Consider the following 19165-nt stretch of genomic DNA (forward strand, 5'->3'; position numbering starts at 1 on the left):
GTTTCACGACCGGCGTTTCGAATAGAAAACTTATCGCTGCATTTAGGAAGGAGAATGCCATGCGTCTCAAGAAAATTTTTGGTTTGGCAGCTACGGCGATCATCATGTGGGGCGCAATGCCTGCCTTGGCTCAGGAAGCGGTCAAAGTAGGTTCGTCTCCCACCGGTTTGCCGTTTACCTTTGTGAACACGGAAACCAAGGCCATGGATGGCGTGTTGATCGATGTGGTCAAGGCCATCGAACCCGATATCGGTATCAAGGCGGAATTCGAGGCCGTACAGTTTTCGGCGCTCGTGCCGTCGCTCACCGCGAACAAGATCGATATGATTGCTTCGGCAATGTTCATCACTGAAGAGCGCGCAAAAATCGTGGACTTTTCCGATCCGGTCTATGGCTATGGTGAAGGCGTTTTCGTGCCGGTTTCCGATGATACGGCCTACAAGACCTATGCGGATCTCAAGGGTAAGACCGTCGGCGTACAGGTGGGAACCACCTTCGTTGATCTGTTCAGGAAGAGCGGCCTGTTCAGTGATGTCAAGGTCTACAAAGGCATTCCCGATATCATTGCTGACGTGAATGCCGGGCGCATCGATGCCGGCTTCGGGGATGGACCAATGGCTGCCTACTACCTCTCGCAGGGCCGCTACCCCAAGGTGAAGATGGTCGAGAGCTATGAAGCGTCGGCCGGGGGCGAGTTCGGTCTGGCCCTCCGCAAAGGCGACGAACGTATGCCCAAAATCAATGCAGCCATCGCCCGCATCAAGTCGGACGGCACGCTTCAGAAAATTCTTGCCAAATACGGACTGAAATAATTCCGGTGTGAGCATGGGGATTGATCCCCATGCTCACAATTCAGGTGTGCTCCACGCGCGTCCAAGCAGAAGCTCTTTGTGCTTCTCGGCCTGCGCCCGAAACGGGGCTTACCGGCCGCAGCGCCTCATCCGCGTTTGATCGCGCCAAATAAATAGAGTTAAAGTCAATGCAAAACTTCCTTATGGACATCCGCGAGTTCTTCCCGATCTTGCTGGAAGGCGTGAAATATACACTCCTCGTGACGCTGGGCTCACTTGTCCTTTCGACCCTTCTGGGGCTTGTCTGGGCGCTGATGCGGGTGTCGGGAATCGGCTGGCTGTCGGCTGTTGCCGGAGCTATCGTCAATGTGATCCGTGGCATTCCTATCCTGGTGCAGCTCTTCTATATCTACTTCGTTCTACCGGAATTCGGCATTGCGCTTTCCGCTCTTCAGGCCGGTATCATAGGCCTCGGAATTGCCTATTCGGCCTACCAGGCAGAGAATTTCCGTGCCGGCATCGAGGCCATCGATCACGGGCAGACAGAAGCCGCGCAATCCATCGGTATGGGCTGGTTCATGACGATGCGCCGCGTGATCCTGCCGCAAGCCGTTCGAGTGATCCTGCCGCCCTATGGCAACATAATGGTCATGCTCTTGAAGGACAGTTCGCAGGCGTCTGCCATCACGGTTGCCGAACTGACCCTGCAAGGCCAGCTGCTCGCTGCTTCGACCTTCAAGAATATGAGCGTCTATACGCTGGTTGCCATGTTCTATCTCTGCCTGAGCTTGCCGCTGATGATGGCTGTCGGGCGTCTTGAAAAGCTCTTTGGTAAAAGAAACGGACATTGATCATGGCGATGATTGAAATAAAGAACGTCACAAAATCCTATGGTCCGCTTCAGGTCCTCAAAGGCATCAGCGCTGACGTGCAGAAGGGTGAAGTCGTTTGTCTGATTGGCCCTTCTGGGTCGGGAAAGTCGACGATGCTGCGCTGCCTGAACGGGCTCGAAACCTATCAGGGTGGCGACATTTTGATCGAAGGTCAGCGGGTTGACGCGCAGGATCGATCGATCCGCGATCTCCGCACGCGGATGGCGATGGTTTTCCAGCGGTTCAACCTGTTTCCACATCGCACGGCCCTCGAAAATGTCGTTGAAGGACCGGTTTACGTCAAAGGCGAAAACCCAAGTGAAGCTCGTAAATACGGCCAACACCTGCTTCAGCGCGTAGGTCTAGGAGACCGGGCCGACCATTACCCGGGCCAGCTTTCCGGCGGTCAGATGCAGCGTGTTGCGATTGCCCGTGCCTTAGCAATGCGCCCGCAGGCGATCCTGTTCGATGAGCCGACGTCAGCGCTCGATCCTGAACTGGTGGGCGATGTGCTCGATGTCATGCGCAGCCTTGCTGACGAGGGGCTCACCATGTTGGTCGTAACGCACGAAATGGGCTTCGCCCGCGACGTGGCTGATCGGGTACTTTTCCTTGATGGCGGCGTCATCGTGGAACAGGGCAAGGCAAAGGAAGTGCTCGGCGCGCCACAGCATCCGCGTACGCAGGACTTCCTGCGCCGCGTTCTTAATCATTGATTTATATGGATGCGCGACGCGGGTTGCGTGTCGCGCAAGGGGAGGCGTTATGGCTTTCTATTGTTCCCTCGATCCGGCCCGCGCCGGAGTAATCCGCGGGGTATTTGCGCGCGAATTGCCGGAAGTGGAGTTCCTCTCAGGGGAGTTGGATGCCGATGCTTCGGCAAGGGTGCGTCATTTGCTATGCTGGCAGGTTCCTGACAGGCTGCAGGATCGGTTCCCTGCGCTTGAGATTATTTTCTCAAGCGGGGCGGGTGTAGAGCAATTTCTCCAGGCGGAGATCCCTGCTCATATCCGCATCGTCCGCATGACCGAGCCGGGTCTTGCCCGTATGATGCAGGAATACGTGACACTCGCCGTGCTGGCTCTATTCCGACAATTGCCCGCTTATCTGGAACACAGTCGTAGGGAGATCTGGCAGACGTTGCCCCAGCCAAGCGCCCGCTGCCGTCGGGTAGGTGTAATGGGGCTTGGATATCTGGGGCAGGCTGCGTTGTCGGCCCTCAAGCCTTTCGGCTTCCCTCTGTCCGGCTGGAGCCGAAGCGAGAAGAATGTCGAGGGCGTACGTTGTTTCTCCGGGGCAGAAGGGTTTAGGACATTCGTTGCGCAAACAGACATTCTGGTCTGTCTGCTACCGCTCACGGCAGAGACGGAAGGCTTGATCAATGCCCAATTTTTGGCCTGCTTGCCCACAGGGGCAAGCGTAGTTCTGGTCGGTCGCGGGCCGCAGACGGATTACGACGCGCTTCTTGCAGCGCTCGATAGCGGCCAGCTTTCCTCCGCCTTCATTGATGTAACAGCACCGGAACCGCTCCCCTCCGGACATCCACTCTGGTCTCATCCAAAGGTGATCGTTACCCCGCATATCGCTTGCATGACTGACAGCCAAGGCGCGGCAGACGTACTGGTTGAAAACCTCAAGCGGCTGCATAGAGACGAAGCGCTTATTGGAGAGATCGACCGCAGGCGAGGATATTGAAGCATAGGATGCAGTGGTGTGACTGATTATTGGGCCTCATCCGTTGCCATAGGCTTAACGCATTTCCGGGAGAGGGTTGGAACTCATGCAACTGTGGGGCGGAAACTAATACTCGTGGACGAGGGATCCCGCTGTCGCCGATGATCCTCCCGAGGCCTGCGCTGCGCTTGCGATGGCGAGTCTAACCGCCCGCAGTGAGTCTTCCTGCAGCCGCGTGAGATGGTACGGCCTCGATCTCCGCTATGCGACCGGTGCCGCCATTCCCGAAAGCCGATGGGTCGCTTGACGAAAGGCACCGTTGCTTTTACTCCAGTTCAGGATGCTGGTTCACCAGGTCGCGGCGCCGCGCCTCCAGCTCCGCGAGCTGGGCACGGACCGCTTTGATCTCGGCGTCGATATCCTCGACGCGTTGCTCGATATGGTCATAAGCGTCCTGCAGCAGTTCCTTCGCCTCCGCATGGCTGGAAGCGTTGGGCGTATCGCCACGCAGCGGGCGGTTAGCTGTTTCCTTCATGATGAGTGCCGTTACAAACCCCACCACAGCCACGGCCATCAGATAGTAGGCCGGCATCATCAGGTTGTCGGTGCTTTCGACCAGCCAGGCGGCAAGCGTGGGAGTAAGGCCCGCCACGATGATCGATACGTTGAAAGCACTTGCAAGAGCGCTGTAGCGGATGCGTGTCGGAAACATGGCCGGCAGGGTGGATGCCATCACACCGGTAAGGAAATTAAGCAGCACCGCCAGAAGCAGCAGACCCAGGAAAATGAAACCGATATTGCCGCTGATGATGAGCCTGAAGGCGGGCAATGCCATAACGAACAGCCCGATGCTGCCCGCCATGATGAACGGCCTACGTCCCAAGCGGTCGCTCGCAAAACCCACGACCGGCTGCACGAACAACATACCGATCATCACCACAATGATGATGAGCACGCCGTGGTCCTCGGAATAATTCAGGTTGTGGGACAGATAGCTCGGCATATATGTAAGCAGCATGTAATAGGTGACATTGGTTACCAGCACGATGCCAATGCACACGACGAACGCGTGCCAAAATTTGCGCAGAATGACCCGGATGGAGATACGCGGTGGATTCTGGACTGCATCTCTGTCCTCCTGCTCCATCTTTTCCAGCTGTTCTTGGAACGCCGGCGTTTCCTCCGCCGCGCGGCGCAGATAAAGCCCCACTAAGCCAAGCGGGGCCGCAAGGAAAAATGGAAGGCGCCAGCCCCATTCCAGAAGACGTTCTTCGCCGAGAATAGTCGAAATCAGCACCACCACCCCCGCGCCAAGCACAAAGCCCGCTATGGAGCCGAAATCAAGCCAGCTTCCCAAAAACCCCCGTCGACGGTCGGGCGCATATTCAGCGACATAAATGGCGGCACCGGTATATTCGCCGCCGACTGAAAAACCCTGCGCCAGCTTGCACAATAAAAGCAGAATCGGCGCCCAGATCCCGATCTGCGCGTAAGACGGAATGAGTCCAATGCAAAGCGTGCTGACGGCCATGATAACGATGGTAAGCGACAGCACTTTCTGACGACCAAATCGGTCGCCCATCACGCCGAAAAACACTCCACCCAACGGACGCACCAGGAAGGGCACCGAGAACGTGCCGAGCGCAGCAATCATCTGAAGGCCGGGCGAAGCGTCGGGAAAAAAGACCTGTCCGAGCGCATAGGCCACGAAGCCATAGACACCGAAATCGAACCATTCCATGGCGTTCCCGAGCGCGGCCGCCGTGATGGCTTTTTTCAGCTTGGCATTATCGATGATTGTCACGTCGCCGATCGCGAGCGAGCCGCTCGCGGCTGGCTCGGAAGGTACAGTGTCGGGACTGGCCATGGATACTCCTGCTCACCAACCGGTCGTCCAACGCCAGAGCGACGAGACGAAGCGAACGGCCTTTATCTGGAGTAAATGGGAGGCGAGGCTATCTCGTCAACAGTCTGCGTCAACAGGTGCCCGGCAAGCCGCACCGACCGAAGAACGCAGACTGAGCGCGCGCAATCCAAGCTATTGGTTGCGGCGGTTGTATTTCCTGAGGTTCCCCCGCTGATGGCCATGTGTGATCGCGAAGGACAGGTTGTCGTCGCGGTTCCCGCCGCCACCACGGCATTGACCACGCGAGCGCCGTCGCATGGATCAACGGGTCCCTCTCGTCGTTGGAAACGACTTTGGCTGTCGCATTCTTCTCGCGGCTGAAGCCCCTTCGTTGGCGGTGGAAAAGGCAATGAAGATATCGCCGCTGCCATTGCCACCAAAGCCACCCACGCGGCCGATACCGATCGGCACGGGCCGCGCAAGACGCTTCAATTGATAAAGCAGGAGCCGGGTATCGGTCCGCCGCTTGCCGAAATTGCTCTGCACAAGAACGCCCACCTTATAGCCGCCGGCTTCCTCCGGCAGTCTACGCCCGTGCGCCCCAAGAGTCCCCGAAAGCTGACATATACTGCGGAATGGCGGAGCGTCAGTCGAGCGCGCCCTAAAAGTTCGAATCCCGCCCGGCCTGCCAGTTTCGCCGATCACTGCCGATGGCCGCAACACTCAGCAAGTAACATCCACCCAGTCGATCGCCGCCGTTTCTACGGTAAGGTCTGACATCTCCCCCCCTGTCTACGGCAATGAATGATCTTATGGCTGACTCGCTATCTGTTGGTTTTCAAAAGCCCAGTTCGACCGCAGCATAAGCGGCAGCACTGGTTTATTTCGGTGAGCAGGATCGCGCGGCCAGCAATTAATGACATTGTCATTCAGCCAAATGATGTTCGCTTCGAAACTTTGCGTGCTGGTGGTCCAGGCGGTCAGCACCAGAACACAAGCGACAGTGCCGTACGTGTTGTTCATATTCCAACGGGCATCCAACTGATCGCGCGCAATGAGCGATCTCAGCATAGAAACAAGGCAACGGCGCTGGAACGTCTGGAAATGGTCCTGAAACATCTGCAGGAAGACGAAATTGAAAATGCAGAGGCTGTCCGTCATCACGAAAACCGAAATATCGAGCGCGGAAACGAAGTGAAGACATTTCGTTTCTGATCGACATAAATGAAGGGCCCGGATATCCGGGCCATTCATTTATTCGGGCTTCTTTAGCGCTTTTTCTTGTTACGCCAGGGTGCGTTCTTCTGCAGCCGCTGGCCATGATCGAGCCATAGAGAATGACCTTATCGACATTCTCGGCCAGTCCGTATTCACCTCTCTGCGCCTTGACCTGTGCGGCGTTCTTACAAGCGTCGGGAGTTCCAAGACATCAGCGTTACCGAAGAAACGAACGTCAATCCCGCTCGTTTCCTTTACCAGAATATCTGCGATGTTGTTGGACCTGCCGCGGTCCTTGACAGGCAACTTGGCTCGATTCGTTCTTTTTATGATTAGAGTTCTCCTCACGCCACCTAACGCACCGCGAGCCCAGGACTCACCCTCGCCTCGATCGTTGGGCCAATTTCTACTCGGCGTAACTCCGACTAATCAACGCGATAAATGCGTACACTTCGGCCTCGCTTTGCCGACAATGGTTTCGGACACGGCAAGGTACAATCTCGGATGTTACAATTGTTTGCTAGCGTATGCTTAGTTGGATAAACGAAGCCCATTTATCTGAATTCCCACGATCTCCTTAGCTAAGGTGATTTTGTCGTTTTCGGTTTCTGCGCTTCTCGGTTGATACCAAATGGACAACCAGTTGATCGCGCCGAGCACCGCCTTGGCAGCTATTGATATATCAACTTGCCGAATGCTGCCGTCCTCTATTCCATCGCGAATAGCCTGCTTGAATAAACCTTCGAAACGGCGCCGGATGGAAATAAGTTCGTTCAGTGTGCGGCGCTGATCTGGCGTGGTTGCTGCTAGCTTGTGCATATGGACGCCTTGCACCACGACGGCTTCGAAAGCGACGTTGGTCATCATGGCGAGCGCATGCGCCATGAGCATCTCCTCAAGTCGGTGCAGGCCCGAGCTGTTCATCGTCATGACCGGTTCGACAGCCTTGAACAGCCGATCCATACCTTCGCGATGCACGTCGAAAAACAAATCCGTCTTCGACGAGTAGTAGTGATAAATGCGCCCTTTGGTCGAACCCATCCTGCGCGCCACATCATCAATGCTTGTTGTGGCGAAGCCTTGCTCCATGAAGCACTGAGCGGCGGTTTCCAGGATTACGACATTCCCGGTACTGTCCGTTCGGTTATTACGGCGGCTTTCAGCCATCTGCTTCTCCGATTTATGCATAGGTAAGCGGCAGCTTAGCAAATTTCGATGTCAGAATGCCACTAGACAGAGCTACGTTCAAGTGCATACTACTCAGTATGTTGTTAAGTAATGGGCTACTGTCCATTTCTCGACGCTTGGAGGATGTAATTTGGAAACTAGCCCTAATTCTGTTGCGTGTGCACGCCCAGCAGACGCACAAAGCCAGCCCCTTTATTCGGACTGGATCAAGATCGATCAGCAGCTTGTGGATCGGTTTGCAGATGTGATTGACGATCATCAATTCATTCATACCGACCCGGCACGCGCAGCGGCGGAAAGTATTTTCGGCGGAACTATCGCCCACGGTTTTCTCCTGCTTGGTCTGTTGACCAAGCTCAGTCGCCAGGTATTGCCGGAGGTTGCAAGTGGCACGATTGAAGTCAACTATGGTTTCGACAAGGTTCGCTTCCTTTCACCAGTAAAGGTGGGAGCTTCCATTCGAGGTGTGTTCAGCTCCAAATCGGTTCAACCAAAGGGTAATGGTCAGCTCCAGTCCCTTGCAGCGACTATTGAAATCAAAGACGAAACCAAGCCAGCACTCGCCGCTGACTGGCTCATACTGACAGTAGGTTGAGGACCACATGGCTATTTCTTTCGAGAATCGTGTTGCAATCGTAACGGGTGCAGGCGGTGGACTTGGGCGTGCTTATGCCCTTGAGCTTGCAGGGCGCGGCGCAAAAGTCGTCGTGAACGATTTTGGCGGCAGCCGTGATGGCACCGGCGGCACCTCTGAAGCGGCGGAAAAGGTCGTTGCGGAGATACGCGCCAGGGGCGGCGTCGCCATTGCTGATGCGGGCAATGTCACGAAGTTGGAAGATATGCAGGCGCTGGCAAAGCGCACAGTCGAAGAATTCGGTCGCATCGATATTCTCATCAACAATGCCGGGATCTTGCGTGACAAGAGCTTCGCGAAAATGGAAATGGCTGATTTTCGCGCGGTGGTGGATGTGCATCTTATTGGCTCGGCCAACGCCAGCCGTGCCGTCTGGGACATTATGAAAGGCCAAAACTTTGGCCGCATCCTGATGACGACGTCCACGTCGGGCGTCTATGGCAATTTCGGCCAGTCCAATTATGGTGCGGCGAAGGCGGGGCTCGTCGGTCTGATGAATGTGTTGCATTTTGAGGGTGATAGATATGACATTCATGTCAATGCGATTGCCCCGACAGCGGCAACCCGTATGACAGGCGATGTGCTGGACGAGGAAATGCTGGTGCGTCTCGCACCCGAAAATGTGGTTCCTGCGGCTCTCTTCCTTGTCAGCGATCAGGCGCCAAGCCGCACCATGCTTCTGGCAGGCGCGGGCACTGTAGCCCGTATGGCGATTGTGGAAAGTGAAGGCGTTTATCTGCCGAAAAGTGAGCGGACGCCAGAAGCCGTTGCTGCTGCTTTCAAAAAGATCGGCGACATATCCAACTTTATCGAGACCGATGCCGGTTTGGCGCATGTTGATCGCATTATCGCGACCTCCCGCGCACATGAGGTCATCGAATGACGGCCTCAAAACCCCGCCCCAAGGCTGAACCACGGTCAGCCTATCGGGAGTTTTATCAGATGCAGACGCGTTGGAGCGACATGGACATTTATGGCCATGTCAACAACGTCGTCTATATGCAGTATTGCGATGCCGCACTGAACCGATCGCTTATTGCGGCGGGTGCACTGGATCTGCTTGGCTCCACGCCCATTGGTATCGTTGCGCGCAATTCGACGAATTATTTCGCCGAGATTTCCTACCCGGACAATGTCGCTGTTGGGGTTCGTGTCGAGCATATCGGCAATACCAGTCTGCTGTGGGGATTTGGCATTTTCAAGGATGGCGAAGAGCTGGCCGCAGCTAAAAGCGAATATGTGCATGTCTATGTCAACCGAGACACGCGACGCCCGGTTGCGCTGACCCCGGAGCTGAGACAATTGGCCGAAAGGCTTTACGTGCCCGCGTCAGCGGAGGAGATCTGATGAGAGAAGCTGTAATCGTATCAACTGCACGCACGCCGATTGGCAAAGCCTATCGCGGAGCCTTCAACGATACGACCGCGCCAACCCTAGCAGGCCACGCGATTGCCGCTGCAGTGGAGCGCGCCGGTATTGATAGCGCGGAAGTGGAGGATGTCGTCCTTGGTGCGGCACTTCAGCAAGGCTCGACCCACATGAATATCGCCCGTACATCCTTGTTGCGGGCTGGCCTTCCGGTTTCCGTTCCGGGCCAGTCTATGGATCGCCAATGCGCGTCCGGCCTGATGGCTATTGCCACAGCGGCCAAGCAGATTACCGCCGATGGTATGACGATTGCCATTGGCGGTGGCGTGGAGCAGATATCGCTGGTGCAAAACGAGCATATGAACGTCTATCGCTGGCGCGATCCGTGGCTGACGGAGCATCTGCCCGCCACCTATATGAGCATGATCGAAACAGCGGAGATCGTTTCGGCGCGTTATGGCATATCGCGTGAGGCGCAGGACGAATATGCGTTGCAATCGCAGCAGCGCACTGCCGCCGCGCAGGTCGCAGGTCGCCTTAACGCCGAGATCGTCCCGATCCGCTCCACCATGCTGGTCAAGGACAAGACCACCGGAGAAGTCTCCGCGAAAAACGTTGAGCTGGCTATGGACGAAGGCAATCGTTCCGAAACGACTCTGGAAGGCTTGCGCGGATTGAAGCCTGTCTTTTCCGATGGTCAGACGATAGCACAGGGTCACTTTATCACTGCTGGCAACGCCTCGCAATTATCGGACGGCGCCTCGGCATCGGTGCTGATGGAAGCGAAGGAGGCTGAAAAACGGGGGCTTTCGCCGCTCGGTATCTATCGCGGAATGGCTGTAGCCGGATGTGAACCGGACGAGATGGGTATCGGCCCTGTTTATGCCGTGCCGAAACTGCTCAAACAGCATGGCCTGACGGTCGATGATATCGATCTGTGGGAATTGAACGAAGCCTTTGCGGCGCAGGTGCTTTATTGCCGCGACAAGCTTGGCATCGATAATGAAAAGCTGAACGTGAGTGGCGGCGCTATTTCGATTGGCCATCCCTATGGAATGTCGGGCGCGCGAATGACCGGGCACGCCCTCATCGAAGGCAAACGGCGCAATGGACGCTATGTGGTGGTAACCATGTGCGTCGGCGGTGGCATGGGTGCTGCGGGCCTGTTTGAAATTTGTTGATGGAAACGAAAAAGGCCGGTGAAAACCGGCCTTTTTTTATAAGATTGCCTGCGTTGCGATCAATATGCGGCTTTATAAATCGACAGGGCATCCGCCTCTGGCCGGCTCAGTGATCCGAGCTTGCGCTCCCTTGTCGGTGACGATAACGACGCTCTTGCCCAGCAAACGCTCTGTAATATCAACCATTTTCGCCAGCCCGCCGGTTTGTTGCACGATAGATGGCGTGGTGTTGATGACGAAGTTTGTTTCAGGTCTGTCGATTTTGAGAGATCAGCTTGCGCGCTTGGCGTTGAAATCGCGATCGATTGTATCTCCGGTAATGCCTTGGCTGCGTAGGATATGTTTCTGGATTTTACCGCTTGACGTCTTCGGCAAAGAATCCAGAATTCGTACATAGCGAGGCACCATAAAGCGGGGCAGGCGGCCTGTTAGAAACTCCAGCAGTTCTCCAGCATTGATTTGGTGGCCTTCGACAGGGGTTACGGCGATAAGAACTTCATCCTCGCTCAATTCGCTTGGCACCGCGATAGCCGCGCACTCTTTGACGCTGTCGTGGAAAAGCACTTCGGCTTCCAAAGCGAAGGAAGAGATATTTTCGCCCCGCCGTCGGATGATGTCTTTCAGACGATCAACGAAGAAATAGACGCCATTTTCGTCCTTGCGAAAGCTATCGCCTGTGTGAAACCAGCCGTTGCGCATGGCTTCGACGGTAGCTTTCGGATTGTTGTAGTAACCTTTCATCAAGGCCCAGGGGCGGTCGGAACGAATGACCAACTCACCGGCTGTGCCATCGGGCAGCTCGATATCGTTCTCGTCAACGATGCGCAGCTGATACCAGGGGCGCGGTGTTCCCGCGATTCCCTTTTGCGAAATCCCGGGTCCGGCAACGAGTGGGCTAGCGATTTCGGTCATGTTGTAGATAGTCCAGGCCTCGACGCCAAATCTTGCCGCAAATAAGGGGCCATCCTCGCCAAATGGGGTAATGAAGGCGCGTCGCAGCGGGTGGTTGCGATCATCCGGTGAAACCGGCTGTTTCAGAAGGAAACTCGCCATGACGCCTAGCAACAGGCAATAGGTCGAGTTCGTTTCCCGCACCGCCTGCCAGAAATGCTGCGTTTTGAACTCGCGCATCATGCCAATCGACAGCCCGCGCGCCAGCATCGCATAGACATAGAGCGTGGAGCCGCAATGGAAGATCGGACCACAAATCATACAACGGTCCGTTTCATCCACGCACTCGAAGGCGTCGGGACCCATCGTGTAAAGTTGCACATAAGAGGTCACGACGCCCTTGGCATTGCCGGTCGTGCCCGACGTATACATGATGGCAAGCGTGTCCCACGGCTCAATCGGCGTGTCGAGGGCAAGTTCGCTCTCGCTAACGGTTTCCACGTCAGTCAAAGGCAGGATTTCCACCCCAGCAATGGCGCAGCTTGCAGAGCCTTCGACCACCAGGACTTTGCGCAGCTTGCCGGGGGCAACGTCCAGCAATCGCTCCACCAGATCGGCATGGGCAACCATCAGCGCGGCATCCGCATCGCCCAGGATATGTTCCAGGGAGCGCCCGAGTGCTGCAGTGTTTATGGGGACATAGACCGCCCCGATATAGTTGATTGCGAACCAGGTAGTGAGCAAATCCGGGCCGTTACCCATAAAACAAAGCACATGATGGCCACGTTTCACGCCGTGTGATTGAAGCGTCGCCGCCCGCTGACGGACGCGGTCTCTGGTCGTTTTGTAATCCCATTCGGTCGAAGGCCAAAAATGCACGAATGGTGCTGCGGGGCGCTCCGCTGCATGTCGATCGAGAAGATATCGCAACACGGAATGGCTGCGGTCGAGCGCGCGCTGGTCTGGCGTCATGTTCTGAATTCCTCCTACTCGGCCGCAACTAAACCGCCAAAACAGGCCTGTTGCAAACCTATTCGGAATATGCAACATACTCGGTAGTATGTCAAAGTGAAAACCTGAGGAATGTGGAAATGGCCATAGTCGATATAAGGCGTGAAGGACCGATTGCGGTGGCGCGCTATGACCGTGGCGGTAAGGCCAATGCTCTCAATGAAGAATCGATAACTGCGCTCATACAGGCGGCGGACGAATTATCAGCGGATGACAGTGTCCAGGTTGTTATCCTAACAGGAACCGAAAGTCGTTTCTCCGGTGGAGTGGACCTGACGGACGAGAATCTGTGGCGCGTCAACGCGGGCGCTGTCACACGCCATACGTCCATGTCGCTTGGCGGCGTCATGTGTGATCGGTGGCGGTTGCTGCCACAGATCACTATAGCAGCGGTTGAAGGCCCGGCGATTGGTGGCGGCGGCATTCTGGCTTTGGCAACCGATTTCCGCGTGATGGCTGAGGGGGCCTTCTTTCAGTTTCCTGAAGTTCGTCTGGGCATGACGCTAGGCTGGGGCGGACTGCCGTTACTTTCATCGCTGATCGGTCCGACACGCGCCAAGCGTGCGCTTTTCGCCAATGAACGAATTGGCGGGCAGGACGCGCTTCATATGGGGCTTTGCGACAAGTTTTCACCGGCCGGTGGCGCGGTCGAAACCGCCAAGCGCTTCGCGCAGACCATCGCTGAATGCCCGCCCATGGGCTTGCGGATGACGAAAAGAGCCATTGATCAGGAACACCGCGCCAACTGGGCCGCATCTTACGAAGCCGACCAGTTTTATCTGGCGAGACTGATTGCGGAAAGTAGCAGCCAATCGGGCTGACACATTTATAATTTGGGAGGAGGAAAACATGAAAATGAAATCAATGATGCTTTCGGGTGCTTTTGCCACCATGGTGCTCGCAAGCCCGACCTTGGCAGAACCGGTTAGACTGGGCGTGTTGACGGATATGTCCGGCATGAATTTCGATCTTGCAGGCGACGGGTCGGTCGTCGCGGCTAAGATGGCTGTGGAGGATTTCGGGGGTAAGTTGAATGGCGAGCCTATCGAAGTCATCGTTGGAGATCATCAGAATAAGCCTGACATCGGGTCCACTCTGGCACGTAGCTGGATCGATGAGAAGAACGTCAAGGCAATTATCGACGTCCCCACGTCCTCGGTCGCAATGGCCGTGCAGGAAATCACCCGCAACAAGGATGTGGCGTTTCTGGCGTCCACCGCAGGCTCTTCGGATTTGACGGGGAAAGCTTGTTCACCCACGACCGCGCAATGGACCTGGGACACCTATGCGCTTGCCAACGGAACGGGACGCGCCATGACACAGGAGGGGGGCAAGAAATGGTACTTCATTACTGTTGACTACACCTTCGGTCATGCGCTTGAGCGCGATACTGCGGAAGCCGTCAAGGCTAGCGGCGGTGAAGTCGTGGGCTCTGTGCGTCATCCGCGCGAAACCACCGATTTCTCTTCGTTCCTGTTGCAGGCGCAAGCATCGGGCGCTGACGTTATTGCTCTTGCTAACTCGTCGGGCGATACAATGACCGCCCTTAAGCAGGCGAATGAATATGGGATAGCGCAAGGTGGCCAGAAAATTGCAGGAATGCTGCTGTTTCTCTCCGACGTGCACAGCGTCGGTCTCGAAACTGCAAAGGGCCTGACACTGACTACCGGCTTTTACTGGGATTATGATGACCAGACCCGTGCTTGGTCGAAGCGCTTCGGGGAACGAATGAACGGCAAGATGCCGACCATGGTTCATGCTGGCGTTTATTCGTCTGTCATGAATTACCTCAAAGCTTCCGAAGCTGCAAAATCCACCAGCGGCAAGGCTGTGCTCGACAAGATGCGCACCATGGACATTAACGATTTCTTCGCCCGAAACGCCAAACTGCGCGAAGATGGTCGCATGGTCCACGATATGTATCTCGTTCAGGTTAAGTCGCCGGAAGAATCCAACGGCCCGTGGGACTATTACAAGGTTCTGCGCACCATCCCGGGTGATGAAGCGTTCCGTCCGCTCGATAAAAGCGGCTGCCCGCTTGTGAAGCAGTAAAAGAGGCTGGTTGAATGAACGCAGCAACTGGCAATATGACGGCCCTGCATGAAGCAGGGCCGGACGATGGCGGCTCATCCGGCGGCCGGACGGTTTTGTCGGCGCGCGGACTGGGCAAGTCCTTTGGCGGCTTTCACGCGGTGAGGAACGTCGATCTCGATGTGGAACATGCCCGCGTCCACGCGCTGATCGGGCCGAATGGCGCGGGCAAGACGACCGTTTTCAACCTCCTGACCAAATTCCTGCAGCCATCGAGCGGCGAGATCACGCTTCTGGGCGAAACCATCACCAGAGCCGATCCGGCCCGGGTGGCGCGCATGGGGCTGGTGCGCTCGTTCCAGATTTCGGCAACCTTTCCGCATCTGACGGTGCTGGAAAACGTCAAGGTCGCGCTGCAGCGCCCCAACGGGCTTGCCACGCAGTTCTGGCGTCCGTTGTCGGCGCTCGACCGGCTCGACGCGCAGGCGATTTCGCTTCTGGAGCGCGTCGGCCTTGCCGATGCCCGCCATGCGCTGGCCGCCGACCTGTCCTATGGCCGCAAGCGCGCGCTGGAGATCGCCACCACGCTGGCGCTCGATCCCAAGGTGCTGCTGCTCGATGAGCCGATGGCCGGCATGGGCCATGAGGACGTCCACACCATCGCCGCCCTCATCGCCGATGTGGCGAAGGACCGCGCGGTGCTGATGGTCGAACACAATCTCAAGGTGGTGGCCGACATTGCCCACCACGTCACGGTGCTGCAACGCGGCGAAATACTTGCCTCCGGCAATTATGCCGCCGTCTCGAAGGACGAGCGCGTGCGCACCGCCTATATGGGAACCGAACATGAATAGAGGCCAACCGTTATTGTCCGTGCGCGGGCTCAATGCCTGGTATGGCGAAAGCCATGCCCTGCACGGCGTCGACCTCGACATCTGGCCCGGCGAGACGATCACGCTTCTGGGCCGCAACGGCGTCGGCAAGACGACGACGCTGCGCGCCATCATGGGCATCATCCGCAAGCGCACCGGCACCATCACGCTCGACGGCAAGGACATCATGCGCGTGCCGTTGCACCGCATCGCCTATGCGGGCCTGGGCTTTGTTCCCGAAGAACGCGGCATCTTCGCCACCTTGAACGTGCACGAAAACCTGCTTTTGCCGCCGGTCGTCGCCAGGGACGGCCAGAGCGCCATGTCGCTCGATGAGATCTACGAACTCTTTCCCAACCTGCATGAGCGCCGCAACAGCCCCGGCACCAAGCTGTCGGGCGGTGAGCAGCAGATGCTGGCGATTGCGCGCATCCTGCGCACCGGCGTCAAGGTGCTGCTCCTCGACGAGCCGACCGAGGGGCTTGCGCCCGTCATCGTGCAGCGCATCGGCGATGTGCTGGTGGAACTGAAGAAACGCGGCATGACCGTGCTTCTGGTCGAGCAGAACTTCCGCTTTGCCGCCAAGGTCGCCGACCGCTTCTACCTCATGGATCATGGCGTGGTGACGGACAACTTCCCCACCGCCGAACTGCCCGCCCGCATGGCAGAACTCACGCATGCATTGGGGGTCTGAATGACAATGATTTTTGGAATACCCTTGCAGGCACTTCTCGGGCAGTTGCTGGTCGGCCTCATCAACGGCTCCTTCTATGCGATGCTGAGCCTCGGCCTTGCCATCATCTTCGGCCTCCTGCGCATCATCAACTTCGCCCATGGCGCGCAATATATGCTGGGCGCCTTTGTCGGCTATCTGCTGTTGAGCTGGCTCGGCATCGGCTACTGGCCGGCGCTGATCCTCGCCCCGCTCATCGTCGGGCTGGGCGGCGCGATCGTGGAGCGCGTGGCGCTGTCGCGGCTCTATAATCTCGACCCGCTCTATGGCCTGCTCTTCACCTTCGGCCTGGCGCTCGTGATCGAAGGCACGTTCCGCTATTATTATGGCGCGGCGGGCCAGCCCTATGCGGTGCCGCCGTCGCTTGCGGGCGGACATAATCTGGGCTTCATGTTCCTGCCGAACTATCGCGCCTGGGTGGTCGTCGCCTCGCTCATCGTCTGCCTGGGCACATGGCTCCTGATCGAAAAGACCAAGCTCGGCGCCTATCTGCGCGCCGCGACTGAAAACCCGACGCTGGTGAAGGCCTTCGGCATCAATGTGCCGCTGCTTCTGACTTTCACCTATGCGCTCGGTGCCGCCCTTGCCGGACTTGCGGGCATCATGGCCGCGCCGATCTATCAGGTCAGCCCGCTGATGGGCTCCAACATCATCATCGTGGTCTTTGCCGTGGTGGTGGTCGGCGGCATGGGATCGATCCTCGGCGCCATCATCACCGGCTATGTGCTGGGGCTGGCGGAAGGTCTCACCAAGGTCTTCTATCCCGAAGCTTCCAGCATCGTCATCTTCGTCATCATGGCCATCGTTCTTCTGGTGCGCCCCGCCGGACTGTTCGGGAAGGAGGCCTGACATGGCTGATACCGCTCTCAAGGCAAATACGGCCTCGCGCGACAGCAAGGCGCCTGCCGTCAACAGCCTCTCGGCCGTCATCCTCGGCATTGCCCTTGTCGGGCTGCTGGCCGCACCCTTCATGGTGTATCCGATCTTCCTGATGAAGATGCTGTGCTTCGCGCTGTTCGCCTCCGCCTTCAATCTTCTTCTGGGCTATACCGGCATTTTGTCCTTCGGCCATGCCGCCTTCTTCGGCGGCGCGGCCTATATCACCGCCCATACGGTCAAGGTCTGGGGCGTCACGCCGGAGCTTGGCCTCGTGCTCGGCGTCCTTGCCGCCGCAGCCCTTGGCCTCGTCATCGGCTATCTCGCCATCCGCCGTCAGGGCATCTATTCGACGATGATCACGCTGGCGCTGGCGCAGATGTTCTTCTTCTTCTGCCTGCAAGCATCCTTCACCCATGGCGAGGACGGATTGCAGGGCGTGCCGCGCGGCTATCTCTTCGGCATCATCGACCTCAACCAGCCGATGACCATGTATTATTTTGTGCTGGCGGTGTTCGTGCTGGGCGTGTTCGTCATCTGGCGCATCATCAACTCGCCCTTCGGCATGATCCTGAAATCGGTGCGCGAAAACGAAAACCGCGCCATCTCGCTGGGCTATTCCGTCAACCGCTACAAGCTTGCAGCCTTCGTCATGTCGGCAGCGCTTGCCGGCCTTGCCGGCGGCCTGAAGGCGCTCGTCTTCCAGTTTGCAACGCTGACCGATGTCGGCTGGCAGATGTCGGGCGAAGTGATCCTGATGACGCTTCTGGGCGGCATTGGCACGCTCATCGGCCCCATCGTCGGCGCCGCCTTCGTCGTCGCCCTCCAGAACTATCTCGCAACATCGGACTTCCCCGTCACGATCGTAACCGGCGTCATCTTCATGGCATGCGTCCTCCTCTTCCGGAAGGGAATCATAGGCGAGTTCTACGGGTGGTTAGAGCGGAGGAAATGAGCATGAGCGAAGCATTAACGATTTATAGCACAAGCGTTTCGCCAAACTGGATAGACTACAACGGCCATATGGGGGACTATGCCTATGGAATCGTCTTTTCCGACGCGGCGACCGCCTATATGGATCGAATTGGCATCGACGCTGTTTATCGTGCGACCAACAATGCCACTCTCTACACGCTCGATAGTCGTATCGCGTATTTGAGAGAATGTCATGCCGGCGAAATATTACAGGTAGAGCTGGCCTTGATCGATGCCGATCACAAACGTTTGCATCTATTCATGAGATTGTACAATGCGGAAAGGGAGATGTTGGCACTCTGCGAGCAACTCTTGATGCACGTAAGTCGAGAAGGGAAGCATCCACGGGCAGCAGATCTGCCCATAGACGTGCGAGATGTCGTCTTGGCGGATCTCCAGAGTTCGAAGTCTGTTGAGAAAGCAGAAAGGATCGAATGGCGTATTGGTCTTCGAAGTTAGCAGATTGTTCTGACAAATCGGCAAACTAACCGGCAGTAGAAGCTCTGGTAATTTACAATCAGGCCCCTGCTTTTGGACTGGCACTCAATCAGATCGACGGACAATATGTCTGCTTTCCAATTCTTTTAGGTAAAACTGGTCATTTCGTCAACGGTCCCCGGCCACGAATCTCGAACTGACTCGTTCTTCCAGTGGCCCAGGGTGGCCGGGAGAACTCAAATGGGCATCGCACAATATGCTTCTGCTGCACTGGGCGCTTCGTATGGAACGCTGGCAGGAAGGTTGACGTAAAGAACCGCTCAAACAGCGGCAACTTTGGCAGTTCGCTTCTTCCTTGATAGAGAGGCGCGCATGCGAGACCGAGCGTTGTTTGATCGCCCGATCGACAGCAAGCTAAGTGACTGTGATCTCGTCAAGATTAAGATCGAAACTCGGGTCACGGCGAAGAGATTCGAACACGAGCAATGGTCATGAGTGGGTCACCGCGATTGGGTTGCGTGTTGAAGATAACGGCACGCACTCTCTTCGACGCTGGAAGGCGGCGA

20 protein-coding genes are annotated in these 19165 nt (G+C 56.9%); 16 read left to right on the top strand and 4 right to left on the bottom strand.

Annotated features, from left to right (window positions below; all coding sequences use genetic code 11):
* Positions 1-59 precede the first annotated feature (59 nt).
* From OINT_RS21335 to OINT_RS21350, 4 genes are all read left to right on the top strand, one after another.
* A complete protein-coding gene (locus OINT_RS21335) occupies positions 60-812 on the top strand; it encodes an ABC transporter substrate-binding protein (RefSeq protein WP_006473186.1) in 753 nt (250 codons plus the stop codon).
* A gap of 167 nt (positions 813-979) precedes the next feature.
* The gene (locus tag OINT_RS21340; protein WP_006470016.1) at positions 980-1642 is read left to right on the top strand and encodes an amino acid ABC transporter permease; all 663 of its coding nucleotides are present in this window, start codon (positions 980-982) and stop codon (positions 1640-1642) included.
* Between the two features lie 8 nt (positions 1643-1650).
* Positions 1651-2379 carry an amino acid ABC transporter ATP-binding protein gene (locus tag OINT_RS21345; protein ID WP_006473184.1) on the top strand — a complete coding sequence of 243 codons (729 nt, stop codon included), beginning with the start codon at positions 1651-1653 and terminating at the stop codon, positions 2377-2379.
* A gap of 49 nt (positions 2380-2428) precedes the next feature.
* Positions 2429-3358: a 2-hydroxyacid dehydrogenase gene (locus tag OINT_RS21350; RefSeq protein WP_006470018.1), complete on the top strand. Its 930-nt coding sequence runs from the start codon at positions 2429-2431 to the stop codon at positions 3356-3358.
* A gap of 304 nt (positions 3359-3662) precedes the next feature.
* On the opposite strand, the gene proP is transcribed toward OINT_RS21350, so the two are convergent.
* Together proP and OINT_RS24255 are read right to left on the bottom strand one after the other, a co-directional pair.
* Positions 3663-5204, bottom strand: a complete 1542-nt coding sequence (proP, locus tag OINT_RS21355; protein WP_006470019.1) for a glycine betaine/L-proline transporter ProP — start codon at positions 5202-5204, stop codon at positions 3663-3665.
* A 300-nt stretch (positions 5205-5504) separates the two neighbouring features.
* Complete coding sequence (locus OINT_RS24255; protein ID WP_006473183.1) at positions 5505-5741, bottom strand: P1 family peptidase; 237 nt, start codon at positions 5739-5741, stop codon at positions 5505-5507.
* A gap of 246 nt (positions 5742-5987) precedes the next feature.
* Here OINT_RS24255 and OINT_RS21365 point away from each other — a divergent pair, with 246 nt between their 5' ends.
* Complete coding sequence (locus OINT_RS21365; protein WP_006470021.1) at positions 5988-6398, top strand: peptide chain release factor-like protein; 411 nt, start codon at positions 5988-5990, stop codon at positions 6396-6398.
* 534 nt (positions 6399-6932) lie between these two features.
* Here the strand turns inward: OINT_RS21365 and OINT_RS21370 are convergent.
* Positions 6933-7568, bottom strand: a complete 636-nt coding sequence (locus tag OINT_RS21370) for a TetR/AcrR family transcriptional regulator (RefSeq protein ID WP_006473182.1) — start codon at positions 7566-7568, stop codon at positions 6933-6935.
* Positions 7569-7719: 151 nt separating this feature from the next.
* Here OINT_RS21370 and OINT_RS21375 point away from each other — a divergent pair, with 151 nt between their 5' ends.
* The 4 genes from OINT_RS21375 to OINT_RS21390 are packed head-to-tail and all read left to right on the top strand — an operon-like array spanning position 7720 to position 10772.
* Entirely contained in the window at positions 7720-8184 is a 465-nt protein-coding gene (locus tag OINT_RS21375; RefSeq protein WP_006470023.1) for a MaoC family dehydratase, read from the top strand.
* Between the two features lie 7 nt (positions 8185-8191).
* Positions 8192-9106: an SDR family NAD(P)-dependent oxidoreductase gene (locus OINT_RS21380; RefSeq protein WP_006470024.1), complete on the top strand. Its 915-nt coding sequence runs from the start codon at positions 8192-8194 to the stop codon at positions 9104-9106.
* Between the two features lie 59 nt (positions 9107-9165).
* Positions 9166-9570, top strand: coding sequence for an acyl-CoA thioesterase (locus OINT_RS21385; protein ID WP_006473181.1), 405 nt, complete (start codon positions 9166-9168; stop codon positions 9568-9570).
* Entirely contained in the window at positions 9570-10772 is a 1203-nt protein-coding gene (locus tag OINT_RS21390; protein ID WP_006470026.1) for an acetyl-CoA C-acyltransferase, read from the top strand. Before OINT_RS21385 ends, OINT_RS21390 begins: the two co-directional genes overlap by 1 nt.
* A 270-nt stretch (positions 10773-11042) precedes the next feature.
* Here the strand turns inward: OINT_RS21390 and OINT_RS21395 are convergent, their stop codons facing one another.
* Positions 11043-12635 carry an AMP-binding protein gene (locus tag OINT_RS21395; RefSeq protein ID WP_006473180.1) on the bottom strand — a complete coding sequence of 531 codons (1593 nt, stop codon included), beginning with the start codon at positions 12633-12635 and terminating at the stop codon, positions 11043-11045.
* Positions 12636-12754: 119 nt separating this feature from the next.
* On the opposite strand from OINT_RS21395, the gene OINT_RS21400 reads away from it, so the two are divergent.
* From OINT_RS21400 to OINT_RS21430, 7 genes are read left to right on the top strand one after another with little or no spacing between them, the layout of a single operon-like run.
* Positions 12755-13495, top strand: coding sequence for an enoyl-CoA hydratase/isomerase family protein (locus tag OINT_RS21400; protein WP_006473179.1), 741 nt, complete (start codon positions 12755-12757; stop codon positions 13493-13495).
* Positions 13496-13523: 28 nt separating this feature from the next.
* The gene (locus OINT_RS21405) at positions 13524-14726 is read left to right on the top strand and encodes an ABC transporter substrate-binding protein (RefSeq protein ID WP_006473178.1); all 1203 of its coding nucleotides are present in this window, start codon (positions 13524-13526) and stop codon (positions 14724-14726) included.
* Positions 14727-14740: 14 nt separating this feature from the next.
* Positions 14741-15559, top strand: a complete 819-nt coding sequence (locus tag OINT_RS21410) for an ABC transporter ATP-binding protein (protein WP_006470028.1) — start codon at positions 14741-14743, stop codon at positions 15557-15559.
* A complete protein-coding gene (locus OINT_RS21415; protein WP_006467528.1) occupies positions 15552-16271 on the top strand; it encodes an ABC transporter ATP-binding protein in 720 nt (239 codons plus the stop codon). Before OINT_RS21410 ends, OINT_RS21415 begins: the two co-directional genes overlap by 8 nt.
* On the top strand, positions 16272-17159 hold the full coding sequence (locus OINT_RS21420; protein ID WP_006467529.1) for a branched-chain amino acid ABC transporter permease: 888 nt from the start codon (positions 16272-16274) through the stop codon (positions 17157-17159).
* Between the two features lies 1 nt (position 17160).
* Complete coding sequence (locus OINT_RS21425; RefSeq protein ID WP_006470030.1) at positions 17161-18141, top strand: branched-chain amino acid ABC transporter permease; 981 nt, start codon at positions 17161-17163, stop codon at positions 18139-18141.
* 2 nt (positions 18142-18143) lie between these two features.
* On the top strand, positions 18144-18620 hold the full coding sequence (locus OINT_RS21430) for a thioesterase family protein (protein ID WP_022569828.1): 477 nt from the start codon (positions 18144-18146) through the stop codon (positions 18618-18620).
* Positions 18621-19165 lie beyond the last annotated feature (545 nt).

The organism is Brucella intermedia LMG 3301, assembly GCF_000182645.1.
Classification (GTDB): domain Bacteria; phylum Pseudomonadota; class Alphaproteobacteria; order Rhizobiales; family Rhizobiaceae; genus Brucella; species Brucella intermedia.